This window comes from Aminobacter sp. GW821-FHT11F06 (assembly GCF_058808215.1).
In genome coordinates, this window is the sequence record NZ_JBXARL010000013.1 from 32,603 (window position 1) to 48,961 (window position 16,359).

Annotated in this window: 16 protein-coding genes and 1 riboswitch; of the genes, 6 read left to right on the forward strand and 10 right to left on the reverse strand. The window is 62.5% G+C overall.

Annotation, left to right across the window (positions count from 1 at the left end; translation table 11 throughout):
- Positions 1-55: 55 nt before the first annotated feature.
- A riboswitch (glycine riboswitch) is annotated at positions 56-142 on the reverse strand.
- Positions 143-297: 155 nt separating this feature from the next.
- From AC1RTB_RS24335 to AC1RTB_RS24360, 6 genes are all read right to left on the reverse strand, one after another.
- Positions 298-1,089: a molybdopterin-binding protein gene (locus tag AC1RTB_RS24335; RefSeq protein WP_492881746.1), complete on the reverse strand. Its 792-nt coding sequence runs from the start codon at positions 1,087-1,089 to the stop codon at positions 298-300.
- Between the two features lies 1 nt (position 1,090).
- A complete protein-coding gene (locus tag AC1RTB_RS24340; RefSeq protein ID WP_492881747.1) occupies positions 1,091-1,966 on the reverse strand; it encodes a cytochrome b/b6 domain-containing protein in 876 nt (291 codons plus the stop codon).
- A gap of 124 nt (positions 1,967-2,090) precedes the next feature.
- Positions 2,091-2,768, reverse strand: a complete 678-nt coding sequence (locus tag AC1RTB_RS24345) for a DUF1345 domain-containing protein (protein WP_492881748.1) — start codon at positions 2,766-2,768, stop codon at positions 2,091-2,093.
- Between the two features lie 17 nt (positions 2,769-2,785).
- Positions 2,786-3,259 carry a YaiI/YqxD family protein gene (locus AC1RTB_RS24350; protein WP_492881749.1) on the reverse strand — a complete coding sequence of 158 codons (474 nt, stop codon included), beginning with the start codon at positions 3,257-3,259 and terminating at the stop codon, positions 2,786-2,788.
- 146 nt (positions 3,260-3,405) lie between these two features.
- Positions 3,406-3,876 carry a GNAT family N-acetyltransferase gene (locus AC1RTB_RS24355; protein WP_492881750.1) on the reverse strand — a complete coding sequence of 157 codons (471 nt, stop codon included), beginning with the start codon at positions 3,874-3,876 and terminating at the stop codon, positions 3,406-3,408.
- Entirely contained in the window at positions 3,876-5,003 is a 1,128-nt protein-coding gene (locus tag AC1RTB_RS24360; protein WP_492881751.1) for an S-(hydroxymethyl)glutathione dehydrogenase/class III alcohol dehydrogenase, read from the reverse strand. The genes AC1RTB_RS24355 and AC1RTB_RS24360 overlap by 1 nt, the downstream gene beginning before the upstream one ends.
- A 302-nt stretch (positions 5,004-5,305) precedes the next feature.
- On the opposite strand from AC1RTB_RS24360, the gene dnaE reads away from it, so the two are divergent.
- A complete protein-coding gene (dnaE, locus tag AC1RTB_RS24365; RefSeq protein ID WP_492881752.1) occupies positions 5,306-8,755 on the forward strand; it encodes a DNA polymerase III subunit alpha in 3,450 nt (1,149 codons plus the stop codon).
- On the opposite strand, the gene AC1RTB_RS24370 is transcribed toward dnaE, so the two are convergent.
- Both AC1RTB_RS24370 and AC1RTB_RS24375 read right to left on the reverse strand, forming a co-directional pair.
- Positions 8,752-10,074 (reverse strand): RNA polymerase sigma factor, encoded by a 1,323-nt coding sequence (locus tag AC1RTB_RS24370; protein ID WP_492881753.1) that lies wholly within the window; start codon positions 10,072-10,074, stop codon positions 8,752-8,754. The genes dnaE and AC1RTB_RS24370 overlap by 4 nt on opposite strands.
- Positions 10,075-10,488: a YciI family protein gene (locus AC1RTB_RS24375; protein ID WP_492881754.1), complete on the reverse strand. Its 414-nt coding sequence runs from the start codon at positions 10,486-10,488 to the stop codon at positions 10,075-10,077. It lies immediately after the preceding gene.
- A 191-nt stretch (positions 10,489-10,679) separates the two neighbouring features.
- Between AC1RTB_RS24375 and AC1RTB_RS24380 the strand changes: the two genes are divergently transcribed.
- The 4 genes from AC1RTB_RS24380 to AC1RTB_RS24395 all read left to right on the forward strand — a co-directional run bounded on the left by AC1RTB_RS24380 (position 10,680) and on the right by AC1RTB_RS24395 (position 13,811).
- Positions 10,680-11,690, forward strand: a complete 1,011-nt coding sequence (locus tag AC1RTB_RS24380) for a methyltransferase (RefSeq protein WP_492881755.1) — start codon at positions 10,680-10,682, stop codon at positions 11,688-11,690.
- Positions 11,691-11,794: 104 nt separating this feature from the next.
- A complete protein-coding gene (locus AC1RTB_RS24385; protein WP_492881756.1) occupies positions 11,795-12,748 on the forward strand; it encodes an ABC transporter substrate-binding protein in 954 nt (317 codons plus the stop codon).
- Positions 12,749-12,779: 31 nt separating this feature from the next.
- Positions 12,780-13,457: a L,D-transpeptidase gene (locus tag AC1RTB_RS24390; protein ID WP_492881757.1), complete on the forward strand. Its 678-nt coding sequence runs from the start codon at positions 12,780-12,782 to the stop codon at positions 13,455-13,457.
- 45 nt (positions 13,458-13,502) lie between these two features.
- Complete coding sequence (locus tag AC1RTB_RS24395; protein ID WP_492881758.1) at positions 13,503-13,811, forward strand: hypothetical protein; 309 nt, start codon at positions 13,503-13,505, stop codon at positions 13,809-13,811.
- Between the two features lie 26 nt (positions 13,812-13,837).
- On the opposite strand, the gene AC1RTB_RS24400 is transcribed toward AC1RTB_RS24395, so the two are convergent.
- Entirely contained in the window at positions 13,838-15,166 is a 1,329-nt protein-coding gene (locus tag AC1RTB_RS24400; protein WP_492881759.1) for a DNA polymerase IV, read from the reverse strand.
- Between the two features lie 67 nt (positions 15,167-15,233).
- Here AC1RTB_RS24400 and AC1RTB_RS24405 point away from each other — a divergent pair, with 67 nt between their 5' ends.
- The gene (locus tag AC1RTB_RS24405; RefSeq protein ID WP_492881760.1) at positions 15,234-15,809 is read left to right on the forward strand and encodes a GNAT family N-acetyltransferase; all 576 of its coding nucleotides are present in this window, start codon (positions 15,234-15,236) and stop codon (positions 15,807-15,809) included.
- A gap of 4 nt (positions 15,810-15,813) precedes the next feature.
- Here the strand turns inward: AC1RTB_RS24405 and AC1RTB_RS24410 are convergent, their stop codons facing one another.
- The gene (locus AC1RTB_RS24410) at positions 15,814-16,359 is read right to left on the reverse strand and encodes a DUF924 family protein (RefSeq protein ID WP_492881761.1); all 546 of its coding nucleotides are present in this window, start codon (positions 16,357-16,359) and stop codon (positions 15,814-15,816) included.

The window sequence follows — 16,359 nt, forward strand, 5'->3', positions numbered from 1 at the left end:
CGGCAGCGCTTACACCTTCGGCGCGGGATCAAAGTCCCGACTTTCCAGAGTGTCTTTCCCGTCTACGGTTCTTTTGCCTGAGAGATTTCGGGCGATTTCCCCTTCGGCGACAGCTTCCGCTGTTCTCTCCCGCAAACAGGTAGAGCCGGTTAAGGCCCTCGACGAGTCGTCAATATCCCAAGCACGACACTTTGTCACCTAGAGGCGCAGTGCTTATTCACCGGGAGGATAGTCCCATCCAATACTTCCGGGTAGTGGACGCACAGAACGGTCGGTCGGGTAGTCGGGTGAACACCGTCAGATGCCGCCATACCAGTCATAGCCGCGGTCTTCCCAATAGCCGCCCTTGCCGAGGCCCATGGCACTGAGACTGTCGACCAGTTCGATCTTGTTAACATATTTCGGCATCTTGTAGCCGAGCTGGCGCTCGACCCGCACGCGCAGCGGCGCCCCGTTCTCCACCGGCAGCGGCATTCCGTTCATGCCATAAGCGAGAATCGTTTGCGGATGGCGCGCGTCGATCAGGTCGATCGAGCCGTAATATTTGATGTCGCCCGACAGGCTTTGCTCGATCGTGTCGAGGCAGTGGAAGACCACATAACGTGCCTGTGGCTTGACCACCGCTTGGTCGAGCACCAGAGCCATCGGCACGCCGGTCCATTTTGCGATGCAGCTCCAGCCTTCGACGCAGTCATGGCGGGTGATCTGGGTGCGCGAGGGCATATCCATCAGTTGTTGCCGCGACAGCGACAGCGGCTTTTCGACAAGGCCTACGACCTCCAGCCGCCAATCGGCGAAGTCGTTGGACTGGAGCCCCAGATAGACGCTGTCATTGGGCGCTGTGATGCCGTTCGGCCGCTGCGGCTGGCGGATGTCGGCCTCGGTGAATTCCTGGGCGAGCGAGTCACGACCGGCGATCAGTCGCTGGGCGCGGTAGGTCAGGTCGTTGGCTCCGGTGAGGAAGTTGCGCACTTTGCTGTCGCGGTCCTGCAGGAAGTCGAAGGCATCGCAGCCCGACAGCGCAACGGTCGATGCCCCAAGCGTGGCGGCGGTGAGGAAACGCCTGCGGTTGAGCTGGAACTTTGGCATGTCAGGCGCTCCCTTCGGGACGGTCGTTTTCAGGCGGGTCGGTGCGATACCAGCCGGTGATGATCGAGCGCAGTTCGTTGATCGGCCCTGCCGCGAGGATCATCAGCATGTGGATGACGAAGAAGCCGACGATCAGCGTCATGGTGACGAAATGGATGGTGCGTGCCGTCTGCCGCCCGCCGAGCAGGTCCGCGAGAAAGGGGATCGCGGCGTTCATGCTGGGCGACATGGCGAGCCCGGTCAGGATCATCAGAGGCAGCAGCACGAACAAGACGCCGCCATAAGTGAGCTTCTGCAGTGTGTTGTAGTCGCGGCTGTGATGGAATTTCAGCCTGGCGTGGTCGGAAATGTCCTTGGGCAGTTGGCGCAGGTCTTTGACACCGGGTGCGAGATCGCGGCGCAGATGGCCGTTGAGCAGGCTGGCAAAGAGCCAAACGAGCAGCGTGCCTGATAAGAGCCAGGCGAAGAAGAAATGCACCACGCGCCCGGTCGCAAGGTCCTGGCCGGAGGGAATTGTCGCCCATGCCGGGAAGGCGCGGCCACTCGGATTGTCGGCCGGACCGGAAAGCCCAAGCACGCCCGACGTGTTGAAACGATGTCCGAGAATTGTGGTGTAACCGACTGGTCCTGTTGCTGTATTTTCCGCACCGATGGTCAGCACGTCATTGTTGAAAGCAAAGCCTGATTGCTGGCCGATATAGAGCGCGGGGTGGGCGTTGAAGATCTGCAGGCCACTGAGCAGCAGGAAAAACAGCGACAGCGCCCAGACCCAGTGGGTGAGGCGCGTCCAGCGCGTTTGCCGGTAGACGAGTTCGCCATCGGCGATCGGCGCGGGCTGCTCATCCGCCTGCTGCGCCATACGTGCCTGGCTTTCCATCGCACCTGACCTCCTGTGGCCTCAGCCATCACGGGGCGCCATTTTACGCCCCTTCGGAAGTGATTACGCTTGGAGATTGGGATTTGTTTCGTTGCCGCGATGATATTCGCGTGAAACTGGCGGCTCAATTGCCAAGCGTGACCGCCAGATTGACGGCCGCCGCCACGATCACCGTGTTGAAAAAGAACGATACGACGGAGTGCAGGATCACCATCCGGCGCATGCGCGTTGTGGTGATGCCGGTGTCGGCGGTCTGCGCGGTCATGCCGATGACCACCGAGAAATAGAGGAAATCCCATCCCTGGGGCGGCTCGTCGCCGGGAAACTGCAACCCGCCGACCGGCTGCTTGACTGGCCGGCCCCTGGCGTCGCGCACTTCGTCGTCGTCGCGCCAGTAGACGTGAGCGTAATGCAGGGCGGCCATTGTGTGGATGGTGAACCAGCCAAGCGGCAGCGACAACAACGCTATCAGAAGTTCAAGCGGTGGGTGGCGGTGGCCGCCATTGATGATGAGGAACAGCGAGCCGACGGCGACGGCGACGACAATAAAGGTGACGGCAAAGATGACCCGCACCGGCAGGTCGCTGGCCCGGGCCCTGCGGCTGAGATAGGTGGCCGTCAGATGCGGCATGCGCCGCAGCATCATGCCGATATAGACAATGAAAAAGGCGTCCGCGCCGATCGAATATGCGATCGCGATCTTGAAATAAAGCGCGATGGCCAGCGCCACGATGCCGACGCATGCGGACAAGCCAAAAGGCAGGAGGCGGTTGGTGGTAATCTTGTTGGGCAAAGTGACCATGGCTGGCGCTGACGATTTCAGCCCGGTGTGGCGGATTTGAGCGCGCGCCGCAAGATACGATCGAGTTCTCCAAGAAAACGCGAACGGTCCTGCGGTGAAAAGGAGGCGTTGTAGCCCTTGCTCTCGCCGGTTTCGCGCAGATGCTGCTTGAGGTCGCGCATGGCCACCGCCATGCCGATGCTTTCGGGCGTGAACGGCCTGCCGGTTGGCCCCAGCACATGGGCGCCAAGCGCTACCGCTCTGGCAGCCAGCGGAATATCGGCGGTGACGACGATGTCGTTGGCGTGTGCATTCTCGACGATCCAGTCGTCGGCTGCATCCGCGCCCTTGGAGACGACGACGTTGCGGATCATCGGGTCGCGTGACGGCCTGAGCCCACCATTGGAGACGAAGGTGACGACAACATCCAGCCGTTCGGCGACCTTCACCACCTCGTCCTTCACCGGACAGGCGTCGGCATCGACATAGATGACAGGATGCGTATTGGTCATTCAGGCTCTGGTTCCGGCAAGCGCGGTGTTTGGCTATGGTCCGTCTCGTCCAACGGGAGCGAGGTCGAACATGGCATATGTCATCAACCGCGAGCAATGGTTGAGCCGCCCGGCACGCGGCAGCGACGCGGCTGGCCGGCTGGGTTTCAGGCTGGAGGGCTGACCGGCCGCAGCATGTCGATGTGGGGAATATCGTCTTCCAGATACTCTTTCGAGACGGTAGCAAAACCGAAGGAAGCATAGAATTTTTGGAGATGGCTCTGCGCCGACAATGCGATCGGGCTCCCCGGAAACAGCCGCTCGCAGGCGGCGATCGATTCGGCCATCAGCTTGTCGCCGAGCCGCCTGCCGCGATGCTCGGGTGACACGACGACCCTGCCGATATAGGCCGGGTCGTTGGGGTCGGACGGGGCGATGATGCGCGTGCTCGCCAGCAACTCCGTGCCGGCCAGCAACCTGAGATGCAGGGCATCGGGGTCCTGGCCGTCCAACTCGGGGAACGCGCATTTCTGTTCGACGACGAATACGTCGATGCGCATTTTCAGCATCGCATAGAGGTCGCGCGGAGTTAGTTCGTCCAGGCTCCTGACGTCGACCTCATATGCGATCCCGCTCATCAGTAAACCACGACGCTGCGGATGCTTTCGCCTGAATGCATCAGGTCAAAACCCTTGTTGATGTCTTCGAGCTTGAGCGTATGCGTGATCATCGGGTCGATCTGGATCTTGCCTTCCATGTACCACTCGACGATCTTCGGCACGTCGGTGCGGCCGCGCGCGCCACCAAAGGCGGTGCCTTTCCAGGTCCGGCCGGTGACCAGCTGGAATGGCCGCGTCGAGATCTCCTGGCCGGCACCGGCGACACCGATGACGATGCTCTCGCCCCAGCCGCGATGGCTCGCTTCCAGCGCCTGGCGCATGACCTTGACGTTGCCGGTGCAGTCGAAGGTGTAGTCGGCGCCGCCGATCTGGTCGGCCCCGCGCTTGGTCATGTTGACCAGATAGGGCACGATGTCGCCGTCGACTTCCTTCGGATTGACGAAATGCGTCATGCCGAACTTTTCGCCCCAGGCCTTGCGCTCATTGTTGATGTCGACGCCGATGATCATGTCGGCGCCGGCAAGGCGAAGACCCTGCAGCACGTTGAGGCCGATGCCGCCGAGGCCAAAAACGATGGCGGTCGCGCCGATCTCGACCTTGGCGGTGTTGATGACAGCACCAATGCCTGTCGTAACCCCGCAGCCGATGTAGCAGATCTTGTCGAAGGGCGCGTTTGGATTGACCTTGGCGAGCGCGATCTCGGGCAGCACGGTGAAGTTCGAAAACGTCGAGCAGCCCATGTAGTGGAAGATCTTGTCCTTGCCGATCGAAAACCGGCTCGAACCATCCGGCATCAACCCTTGCCCTTGCGTCGAGCGGATGGCGGTGCAGAGGTTGGTCTTGCGGCTGAGGCAAGACGGGCATGAGCGGCATTCGGGCGTGTAGAGCGGGATGACATGATCGCCCTTCTTGAGCGAGGTCACACCCTTGCCGACATCGACGACGACACCGGCACCCTCATGGCCAAGGATCGCGGGAAAAATGCCTTCGGGATCGGCACCCGACAGCGTGAACTCGTCGGTGTGGCAGATGCCGGTCGCCTTGATCTCGACCAGCACTTCGCCCTCGCGCGGCCCCTCCAGATCGACCTCCATGATCTCAAGCGGCTTTCCAGCTCCAATGGCGACTGCGGCGCGGGTTTTCATGACGGTGTTCCTTCAAGCAAGTCAGGGGGCAAAAGTTTGGCGGTAGGGTTTCAGGTTTTGTAAAAGCGATCAACCTGGAAGGCGACACCTGGCGGTCGTAAAGCGGCGCCTGCGATGGTACTCCACAAGGCGTTGCCGGCGCGACCCCTTGCGGGATGGACATGGTGGCGGGCGTGACGGAACATGGCGGCGGAAATCTCCCTTGCAAGGCAAACGATTCGATGTCGAGTGACAGGCTCCCGCGCGATCCGCTCAAGCGCGAAGCGTTAAAAAAAGCAGAAAAGCCAGAGGTTTCGTCGCGGATGTTCATTCATCTTCGCGTCCATTCGGCCTATTCGCTGCTCGAAGGCGCCTTGCCGCTCGATAAGGTCGTGGCCCATGCCGTAAAGGATGAGGCGCCGGCGATCGCCGTCACCGACACCAATAACCTGTTTGGTGCGCTCGAATTCGCCCAGAAGGCGACCAAGGCCGGCGCACAGCCGCTGATCGGTTGCCAGGTCGACATCGACTTCGCCGATGGCGGTGACGACACCCAGCGCAGCCATGGCTGGAAGCAGGCGCTCGTCCTGTTCCCCGTCGTGCTGATCGCCGCCACCGAGGCCGGCTACGCCAATCTCGTGCGTCTGGTCAGTCGGCTCTATCTCGAAACGCCACCAGGTGACCCGGTGCATGCGACGCTCGATTGGCTAGCCGCTTCAGCTGAAGGCATCATCTGCCTGACCGGCGGACCGCGCGGGCCGATCGGGGCTGCGATCAAGAGCGATCACGCGGCACTCGCCGAAAGCCGTCTGCTGAGCCTCAAGGCGTTGTTCGGCGACAGGCTCTATGTCGAAATTGAACGGCTGGCCGGTTATGACCGCGTTGTCGAGGCGGCAACCATCGAACTCGCCTATCGCCACTATCTGCCGCTGGTCGCCACCAACGAGGCGTTTTTTCCGGCGCGCGCCGACTATGAGGCGCATGACGCCCTTATTGCCATTGCCGAAGGTTCGGTGGTCGCCGAAGACAATCGCCGGCGGTTGACGCCCGACAACTTTCTCAAGACGCAAAAGGAGATGGCGGAGCTTTTTGCCGATCTGCCTGAGGCGATTGACAATACTGTCGAGATCGCCCGGCGCTGCTCGTACTATCCCAAGAACCGCGATCCGATCCTGCCGCGCTTCACCGGTGGCGACATCGCAGATGCGGCTGCCGCGGTTGCAGCCGAGGCCGAGGAGCTGACGCGGCAGGCCCACGAAGGCCTGGCCATGCGGTTAGCCTCGCGCGGGCTGGCCGACGGCTACACATCGGAGCAATACACCGAGCGGCTGGAATACGAGCTCGGCATCATCGAACGCATGAAGTTCCCGGGTTACTTCCTGATCGTTGCCGACTTCATCAAATGGGGCAAGATGCAAGGCATCCCCGTCGGCCCCGGTCGTGGCTCGGGCGCGGGTTCGCTGGTCGCCTATGCGCTGACCATCACCGACGTCGACCCGCTGCGTTTCTCGCTGCTGTTCGAGCGCTTCCTCAATCCCGACCGCGTCTCGATGCCCGACTTCGACATCGACTTCTGCCAGGACCGGCGCGAAGAGGTGATCCGCTACGTCCAGGGCAAGTATGGCCGCGAGCAGGTCGGGCAGATCATCACCTTTGGAACGCTGCAGGCGCGCGCGGTGCTGCGCGACGTCGGGCGCGTGCTGCAGATGCCCTACGGCCAGGTCGACAAGCTGTGCAAGATGGTGCCGCAGAACCCGGCCAATCCGGTGACGCTTGGCCAGGCCATCGAGGGCGAACCGCGTTTCGCCGAAGAGGCCGAGCGCGAGCCGATCGTTCAGACGCTGCTCGACATGGCACAAAAGCTCGAAGGGCTCTATCGCCATGCCTCGACGCATGCCGCCGGTATCGTCATCGGCGACCGGCCGTTGTCCGAACTGGTGCCGATGTACCGCGATCCACGCTCGGACATGCCGGTCACCCAGTTCAACATGAAATATGTCGAGCAGGCCGGGCTGGTGAAGTTCGACTTTCTTGGCCTGAAGACGCTGACAGTGCTGCAGAAAGCGCTGCAGTTCATCAGCCGGCGTGGTGTCGACATCGACCTAGCGCTGATCCCGCTCGACGATCCGCTGACCTATGCCATGCTGTCGCGCGGCGAGACTGTCGGCATCTTCCAGGTTGAAAGTGCGGGCATGCGCAAGGCGCTGATCGGCATGAAGCCCGACCGCGTCGAAGACATCATCGCGCTGGTCGCGCTCTATCGTCCAGGCCCGATGGAGAACATCCCGACCTACAACGCCCGCAAGCACGGCGACGAGGAGATCGCCTCGATCCATCCGATGATCGACCATCTGGTGAAGGAGACCCAAGGGGTCATCGTCTACCAGGAACAGGTCATGCAGATCGCGCAGGAACTGTCGGGCTATTCGCTAGGCGAAGCTGACCTTCTGCGTCGTGCCATGGGCAAGAAGATCCGCGCCGAGATGGACAAGCAGCGCGAGCGCTTCGTCACCGGTGCGATGGAAAAGGGCGTCTCCAAGCCGCAGTCCAATTCCATCTTCGATCTGCTCGCCAAGTTCGCCGACTACGGCTTCAACAAGTCGCACGCAGCAGCCTACGCCATCGTTTCCTACCAGACGGCGTATCTGAAGGCGCATTACCCGGTCGAGTTCCTCGCGGCCTCGATGACCTACGATATGTCCAACTCGGACAAGCTGAACGATTTCCGCCAGGACGCCATGCGTCTCGGCATCGATGTCGTTCCGCCATCGGTGATGACAAGCTTCCGCGACTTCGAGGTCGGCGAAAAGAAAATCTTCTACTCGCTCGCGGCCATCAAGGGCGTCGGCGAAGCGGCGGTGCAGCATATCGTTGCCAAGCGCGCCGAAAAACCCTTCGCCAGCCTTGCCGACTTCTGCGAGCGCGTCGACCCGAAGGTCGTCGGCAAGCGTGTCTTCGAAAGCCTGATCATGGCGGGCGCGCTCGACTGCTTTGGCCATGAGCGCGCGGCGATGATGGCGGGCGTCGAGCGTATGATGGGCCTGGCCTCGCGCGCCCACGAAAACGCCACGCTCGGCCAGTCCGACATCTTCGGCAGTGCAGCTTCTGGACAAGCGCCGTCGCTGCACCTGCCGGTGGCAGATGCCTGGCTGCCGGCCGATCGCCTGCACCGCGAGTTCCAGGTCGTCGGCTTCTACCTCTCGGCGCATCCGCTCGACGAGTACAAGTCAGCGCTCGAAAAGATGCGTGTCCAGAACTGGACCGATTTTGCCGCGGCTGTGAAACGTGGCGCGACCGCCGGCCGCCTCGCCGGAACGGTCACCACCAAGCAGGAGCGCAAGACCAAGACCGGCAACAAGATGGGCGTCATCCAGTTCTCCGACGTCTCGGGGCAATACGAGTCGGTGCTGTTTTCGGAAGCGCTGGCGCAGTATCGCGACCTGCTCGAGCCGGGCAGATCGGTGGTCATCACCGTCGCAGCTGAGGACCGCCCGGAGGGTGTCAACCTGCGTATCCAGACCGTGCAGTCGCTGGAGGACGAAGCAAGCCGGGTGCAAAAGACGCTGCGCATCTTCGTGCGCGACGCAGCGCCCCTCAACATGTTGTCCAACCAGTTGACCGTGCGCGGCGAGGGCGAGGTCAGCTTCATCGTGCTCAAAGGCGAGGCGCAGGGCGAGATCGAGATCGAACTGCCCAATCGCTATCGCATCACGCCGTCGATCGCCTCGGCGATGCGGGCTGTGCCGGGTGTCGTTGAGGTAGAGCTGGTCTAGCTTTTGTTTGGGTCTTCGCAGGCCAGCGCGCGCTGAAGCAATTGCGCGCGCTCGCGCTCGTTCTGGGTGAGCGAAGCGGCACGGTCGAATTCCGCGCGCGCTTCATCGCGCCGGCCGAGTTTCATCAACAGGTCGGCGCGCACGCTCGGCAGTAAATGATAACCGCGAAGAGCGGGATCGCGCGCCAACTGATCGGCCAGTTCCAGGCCGGTTGCCGGACCGAAGGCCATGCCAAGGGCGACAGCGCGATTGAGCTCGACAACCGGCGAGGGGATTTGCGTGGCCAGTGCCGCGTAAAGTGCCGAGATGCGCACCCAATCGGTTTCATCGGCACTTCGGGCGCGCGCATGGCAGGCCGCGATTGACGCCTGCAAGGTGTAGGGTCCGGGCCGCGCCGAGAGCATTTCGGCACGGGCAAGCGCCGCAAGCCCGCGCTTGATGAGCAGCCGGTCCCACCGCGCCCGGTTCTGGTCGAGCAACAAAACCGGCGTGCCGGCCCGATCGGTGCGGGCGGCAAAACGCGACGCCTGCAATTCCATCAATGCGACGAGGCCGTGGACCTCCGGCTCGGTTTGGACAAGGCCGGCCAGGATACGGCCCAGCCGCAGCGCTTCCTCGCAGAGCTGGGGCCTGATCAGATCCTCGCCCTTGGTGGCGGAATAACCTTCGTTGAAGATGAGGTAGAGAACTTCCAGCACCGACGACAGGCGTTCGGCCCTGTCTGCACCTTGCGGCAGCTCGAAGACGAGCTGGGCCTCGGCAAGGCTGCGCTTGGCGCGCACGATACGCTGTGCCATCGCCTGCTGGGAGACTAGAAAGGCGCGCGCGATCTCCTCCGTCGTCAGTCCGCCGATCAATCGTAGTGTCAGCGCAACTCGCGCTTCGGGCGGCAATATCGGATGACAGGCGATGAACATGAGGCCCAGCAACTCGTCGCCGACATCGTCGTCGCTTGTCTCGAACGCGCTATCGGTCTCGGCGTCGATTTCGAGCAGGCTCATCTTGCGCGCGGCCATCTTGCCGTGGCGGAAATGGTCGATGGCGCGCCGCTTGGCGCTGGCGATCAGCCAGGCGCCAGGCTTGTCGGGAACGCCGGCGTCAGGCCAATGCCGAAGAGCCGCGATCAGCGCGTCCTGGGCGAACTCTTCCGCGAGGTCGACATTCCGCGTCAGGCGGGCGACGGCTGCGATGATCCGTGGCCGCTCGATGCGAAAGACCGTCTCGATGGCGCGGTGCGTCGCACGGCTCTTCGCCAGGCTTGCAGTCTCCTCCCGGGCCGGCAAGGCCGGCCGGGGAGGGTATTGATGATTGGTGGGCATCTATTTCTTTTCGTGCGCAATACCCATCTCGCGGAAGCGATCGATGGCTTCAATGTATTCGAAGTCCTCAAGCTCGAACATCTGGCGGATTTCGAGCTCGCCATCTTCAAGCTGCGGATTGGGAAACCGGTTGGCCCATTCCATAGCTTCCTCGCGCGTCTTGACCTGGATGATGGTGTAGCCCGCGATCAGTTCCTTGGTTTCGGCGAACGGGCCGTCGGTAACCGTCTTCTTGCCGCCGCTCCAGCTGATCCGCCAGCCCTTCGAACTCGGCTGCAACCCGCTGCCGTCAAGCAGCACGCCAGCCTTTGACAGCTCTTCGTGATAGTCGGCCATGGCCGTGATCAAATCGGGCGGCGGCATGATGCCCGCCTCGGAATCCTTGCTGGCTTTGACAACGAACATGAAACGCATGGTCTGTGCTCCCAGGTTGCGAGACCGGGCACCCATTGCCCGACCCTCGATCTGCCAACACGACGAATGGAAAACAGCAGAATCGACACGTCAAAGTTTTTTCTTCGATGCCGCCAAACGAAGGCGCGTTGCCGGTGGCAACCTGTGCTGGTACTTTAGCTATTCCTCATGTTGGAAGCCGGAGTATCGTCATGGACGAGAATGCCGCCGCCACTCAGCTCATGCAGATGGTCAACGGATATCAGGTGTCCCAGGCGATTTGCGTTGCCGCAGCCCTTGGCGTCGCCGATCAGCTGAAGGACGGCAGCCGCACCAGCGACGATCTGGCCACGGCCACGCATTGCCATCCGCAGACGCTTTACCGGCTGCTGCGCGCACTGGCTTCTGTCGGAGTGCTGCATGAAGGCGACGACCGTCGGTTCTCGCTGACCGCGCTTGGATCAGGGCTGCGTTCGGATGCACCACGATCCGTGGCGCCTTGGGCTCGTCTCGTCGAACGCTCCAACTATCGCCAGGCATGGAGCGAATTGCTGCACAGCGTGCGCACCGGCGAGAACGCATTCCAGCATGCGCATGGCAAGGGCGTCTGGCAGTATCGGGTGGAGCATCCCGAGGAGTCGGTTATCTTTGACCGGGCGATGACGGCGTTGTCGCGCCTGGTGGCTGACGCGGTGCTTGCTGCCTATGATTTTGGCCAATTCGAAGTCGTCATGGATGTCGGTGGCGGGCAGGGCGCACTTCTCGCCCAGATCCTTTCGCGAAATCCCGGCCAAAGAGGCATCCTGTTTGACCAACCGCAGGTGGTGGCTGGTGCTGCCTCGACGCTTCAGGCCGCCTCGGTCGCGGACCGCTGCCAAATTGTCGGCGGCGACTTTTTCACCTCGGTTCCTGACGGTGCCGATGCGCATGTCATGAAGTGGATTATCCATGACTGGGACGACGAGCGTTCCATCGCAATCCTGAAAAGCTGCCGGCATTCGATACGGCCAGGCGGTACGCTGCTGGTACTGGAGGCTGTGCTGGCGCCGCCCAACGAAGGCGCGCCTGTCAAATTCGCCGACCTCAACATGCTGGCGGTGCCCGGAGGGCAAGAAAGGACCGCCGAGGAATTCGCAAAACTCTTCGAAGCTTCCGGCTTCAGGCTGACGCGCACAATCGGCGCCGGCCCGCGTATCAGCATCATCGAAGGTAAGCCTGCCTGAAACAGCTGATTTTGGGCCGCCACTGATTGTCGCGGAACGCGGCTTGACTTGGCATCGATAAGAATAAATCCTGCCCATCAGCGGAAACGAGGCAGGCGGACGATATGAAGCCCCTATTGCGAGGTGTCTGCGTTGCGGCTGTGATCTCGGGAGGAGCCCTCCAGGCGTCGGCTGCCGATCTGGTCGTGGCGATGCCCAACTGGCCTTCTGGACAGGCATCCGCGAACATCATCAAGGCCGCGCTGGAAAAGTCCCTTCAGGTCAAGGTCGACGTCCAGGAGATGGGGACGATGATCGCCTTCACTGGCCTGGATTCAGGCACTGTCGATGTCTACCCCGAAGTCTGGCAACCCAATTTCGACAAGCTCATCCAGAAATTCAGCACTGAGCGCGGGACCGTCCATCTCAGCTCGCGCAACGTGGCGGCGACCCAGGGGCTTTGCGTCACGCAGAAAACCTATGATGATTTTGGCATTCACGATGTCGCCGATCTGAAGGACCCTGCCAAGGCCAAGGTCTTCGACACCGATGGCGACGGCAAGGGCGAGATGTGGATCGGCGCCCGCGGTTGGCTGTCGACCGATGTCGAGCGCATTCGCGCCAAGAGCTACGGCTATGCCGACACCATGACGCTGCTCGAAATGCCCGAGGAGGTTGCCATGTCGGCGGTCGATGCCGCGGCCGCTACCGACAGGCCGATCATTTTCTACTGCTACAGCCCGCATCACGTGTTCGAACTTCACCAGATCAAGCAGCTGAGCGAGCCGGCTTTCGATGCTTCGAAATGGAACGTCGTCTTGCAGGCGGACGATCCGATGTGGCTGTCGAAGTCGGAAGCGCCGGTGGCCTGGAAGCCGTCAAGTTTCAGCTTGGCTTATGCGACGGCCCTGTCCAAGCGCTTGCCGCAAGTTGCCAAGTTCCTCGACAACATCGATTTCACCGCCGACGAAGTGACCGCGATGAGCTACGCCATCGAAGTCGAGCGGCAGGATCCGGCGAAGTTTGCCGAGCAATGGGTGGCGAGCCACGAAGATCGCGTGAAGGCATGGCTGCAGTAGGCCGGACAGGCGGCAAACGGGGACAAGCTCAATGACAGGCATATCGCGTCTACGTGGAAGGTTGGGCCAGGCCGTCGCACTGTCCGTCGCCATCGGGCTCGGAACGACGCTGGCGCTGGCCGATCAGACGCAGATCTTCGATCCGAAGACGCACAAGTGGATCAACTACGATCGCAAGAAGGCGCGGCAATACTACGCCGCCCATGGCCAGGTTCCCGACGCCTTCCGGCGCCAGATTGTCGACTTCCGCACCGCCGAGAAGCCTGGGACGATCATCATCGATGGCAACCAGCACTTCCTCTATCTCGTGTTGCCGGGTCTCAAGGCGGTGCGCTACGGTATAGGCGTCGGCCGCGATGGTTTTGGCTGGGCCGGCATCGTGCGCGTCGGGCGCATGGCGGAATGGCCGACCTGGACGCCACCGGCCGAGATGGTCGCACGCGATCCGAACGCGGTGAAGTTCGCTGGCGGCATGCCCGGCGGTCCCGACAATCCGCTCGGTGCGCGGGCGCTCTACCTTTACCAGGGCGACCAGGACACCATCTATCGCATCCATGGCACGCCCGAACCCTGGACGATCGGTCTCGACGTTTCGTCGGGCTGTATCCGAATGAACAATGACGACATCGTCGACCTGCATTCGCAGGTCCAGGTGGGCGCCAAGGTCGTGGTGCTGATGCAAGGGGCCGCGCTCTACAAGGGGGTGTGAGCGCCGCCGTCCGATAACAACAAACGCGTGCAACGAGGGGATATCATGCGAACGACTTTGCTTGCCGGGACTGGCTTGCTGATCGGCCTTGCGGCCGCAGGCTGTTCCTCTACCGCGCCCGAACCGCAGAACATGGCGCGGACCACCGTGCAGACCGCTCCGGCCGATCTGCAGCTGATGTGTGCCAGTGCGGCGGCAACGCAGGCCGGCGTCGATGCCAACAAGGTGCTGCCGGTCGGCTCGTCGCAGCTGGACGCCACCAGATATCAGGTCGATCTCAACGCATCGGGCCAGAAATACACCTGCGTCGTCGACAATATGGGCACGGTGAGCTCGGTGCAGAAGGCCGCCTGAGCAAGGCTAAATCCCGTCGCGGTGCTTTAATCTTCGAGCGGCTCCGGTGGATGGGCGTTGCGGCCCTTGCCGAAAGTATAGCCTGTCTCGACGGCCTTCCGGCCGAACTTGTCACGCAGCGCATCGATGGCGCCTTCGGCGAGCGCGCGCTTGCGTGACTGGACGTCGACAAGATCGGGCGGGTCGGCACGTTCGTCGTCGGACAGGTCGCTGACGCCGATGCCGAGCAGGCGATATTTGGTGCCGTCGGTCTCCTTCTCCAGCAATTGCATCCCGGTCTGGAAGATGCGGTCGGCGAGCCGTGTCGGATCGGCGAGCTGGCGGTTGCGTGTCCTTGTCTTGAAGTCCTGCGTCTTGAGTTTGAGCACGACTGTGCGGCCGGCGATGTTCGCTTTCTTCAGCCGGGCCGAGACTTTTTCCGACAGCGCCCGCAACACCGGCACGAGGTCCGCCGCCGAGGCGAGATCGCTGTCGAAGGTGGTTTCGGCAGAAACGCTCTTGGCCTCGTGGTCGGGCGAAACCTGCCTGTCGTCCTGGCCGCGCGACAGATGGAAGAGCCGGCTGCCCATGACGCCGTAGCGGCGCATCAGGTCGCCGCGATCCATGCGCTGCAACTGGCCAATGGAGCGGATGCCGTCGCTTTCAAGCGTCGCGGCAAACGCCTTGCCGACACCCCAGATCATCGTCACCGGCTGTTGCGCCAGGAAGCCGACAGCCTCGGCTTCGCCGATCACGGAAAATCCACGCGGCTTGCGGAAGTCCGAGGCGATTTTGGCGAGGAACTTGCAGTAGGACAGCCCGGCGGAGACGGTGATGCCGATCTCCTTTTCCACCGTGATTGCAAAGCGGGCGAGCACCAGCGCCGGTGGCAGGCCATGCAGCCGCTCGGTGCCGTCGAGGTCGAGGAAGGCCTCATCGATGGAGATCGGCTCGACCAACGGCGTCAGCGCCTGCATCATCGTACGCACCTCGCGCCCGACGCGGACATATTTTTCCATATCGGGTTTGACGACCACAGCTTCGGGACAAGCCTCCAGTGCCTTGAACATCGGCATCGCCGAGCGTACGCCATGGATGCGGGCGATGTAGCAGCAGGTCGAGACCACGCCGCGCTTGCCGCCGCCGATGATCACGGGTTTGTCCTTCAGGTCGGGATTGTCGCGCTTTTCCACCGCCGCATAAAACGCATCGCAGTCGATATGGGCGAGATGCAGCTTGTAGAGCTCGGGATGGCGCAACAGGCGCGGGCTGCCGCAGGCATGGCAACGCGGCCCCGCGCCGCGCTGAAGGGCAAGGCAGTCGCGGCAGAAACCGTGGCTGGGATCGTTGACAGGCATTGCCTTCGCTGCGAACATAAAGAGAACAGATGCGATTTTATGTCAGCTGCCCCGCCGGGACAAGGCTGCGTGACGGAGCCATGCCATGACTATTGCCATCTCGCCGCTGACGCCCGATCTGTGGCCGCATTTCGAGGACCTGTTTGGCAAGCAGGGCGCCTGCTACGGCTGCTGGTGCACCTATTTCAGGCTGCCGCCGGCGGCACGCCGCCAAAACAATCGCGAGAGCAACAAGGATCATATCAAGGCGCGCATCGAGGCCGGCCCGCCGCCGGGTCTGCTTGCTTTCGAAGATGGTGAGGCGAGCGGCTGGATGCAGATCGGTCCGCGTGCCGACGTGCCGGAATTCAACAATGCGGGCAGGGGCTCGGCACCGTTCGAGCCAGGCGATGCCAGCGATCCGCTTGTTTGGGCGATTTCGTGCTTCTTCATCCGCAACAAGGCGCGCGGCCAGGGGCTGACGCACCGACTTGTCGATGCCGGCGTCGCGTTCGCCAGGCAATCGGGCGCGCGCGTTGTCGAAGCGTGCCCGATGGACCAGTCGAAGGACTCGCGCTCGGTCGGACTGTTCGTCGGCTCCACGCGGGTGTTCGAAAAGGCCGGCTTTGCGCGTGCCGTCGAACGCCGGCCCGGACGCCCCTTGATGCGCCTGGAGCTTTGAAGGCTCAGCCGGAAAAGCCGCCCGCCTCCAGGAATGCCAGCTCCTGTTCGCTCGATTCGCGGCCGAGGATGAAGTTGCGATGCGGGAAGCGGCCGAAACGCGCGACGATGTCGCGATGGCCGATGGCATGTTTCAGGTATTCGCCGCCAAGGGCAGTCGAGCGCTCAAGCGGGATGTCGTGGTCGGCGAGCGACTCGGAATGCGAGAACGGCAGATAAAAGAACACCCGGATCGGCGCATCGGTGGCGAGGTCATGGCCATCGGCATTCGCCTTGCGCGCGAAGTGGCGGGCGAGCGGATCGGTGGCATACATGTGGCCGCTGCCGCGGAAGCAATTGCGCGGAAACTGGTCGAGCAGGATCATCAGCGCCAGCGCGCCTTCCGCGTCTTCCGCCCAGGCATCACACCGGCGCTTGGCTGCCGCCATATGCAGGTCGCCGAAACGGCTGCGGAAACCGTCGTCGAACATGTCGTCCTTGCGGAACCAGCCGTCGGGGCCGGCCTCGCGCCAATAGGCGACAATCTCGGTTGCGCGCTGCCTGTCCACCAT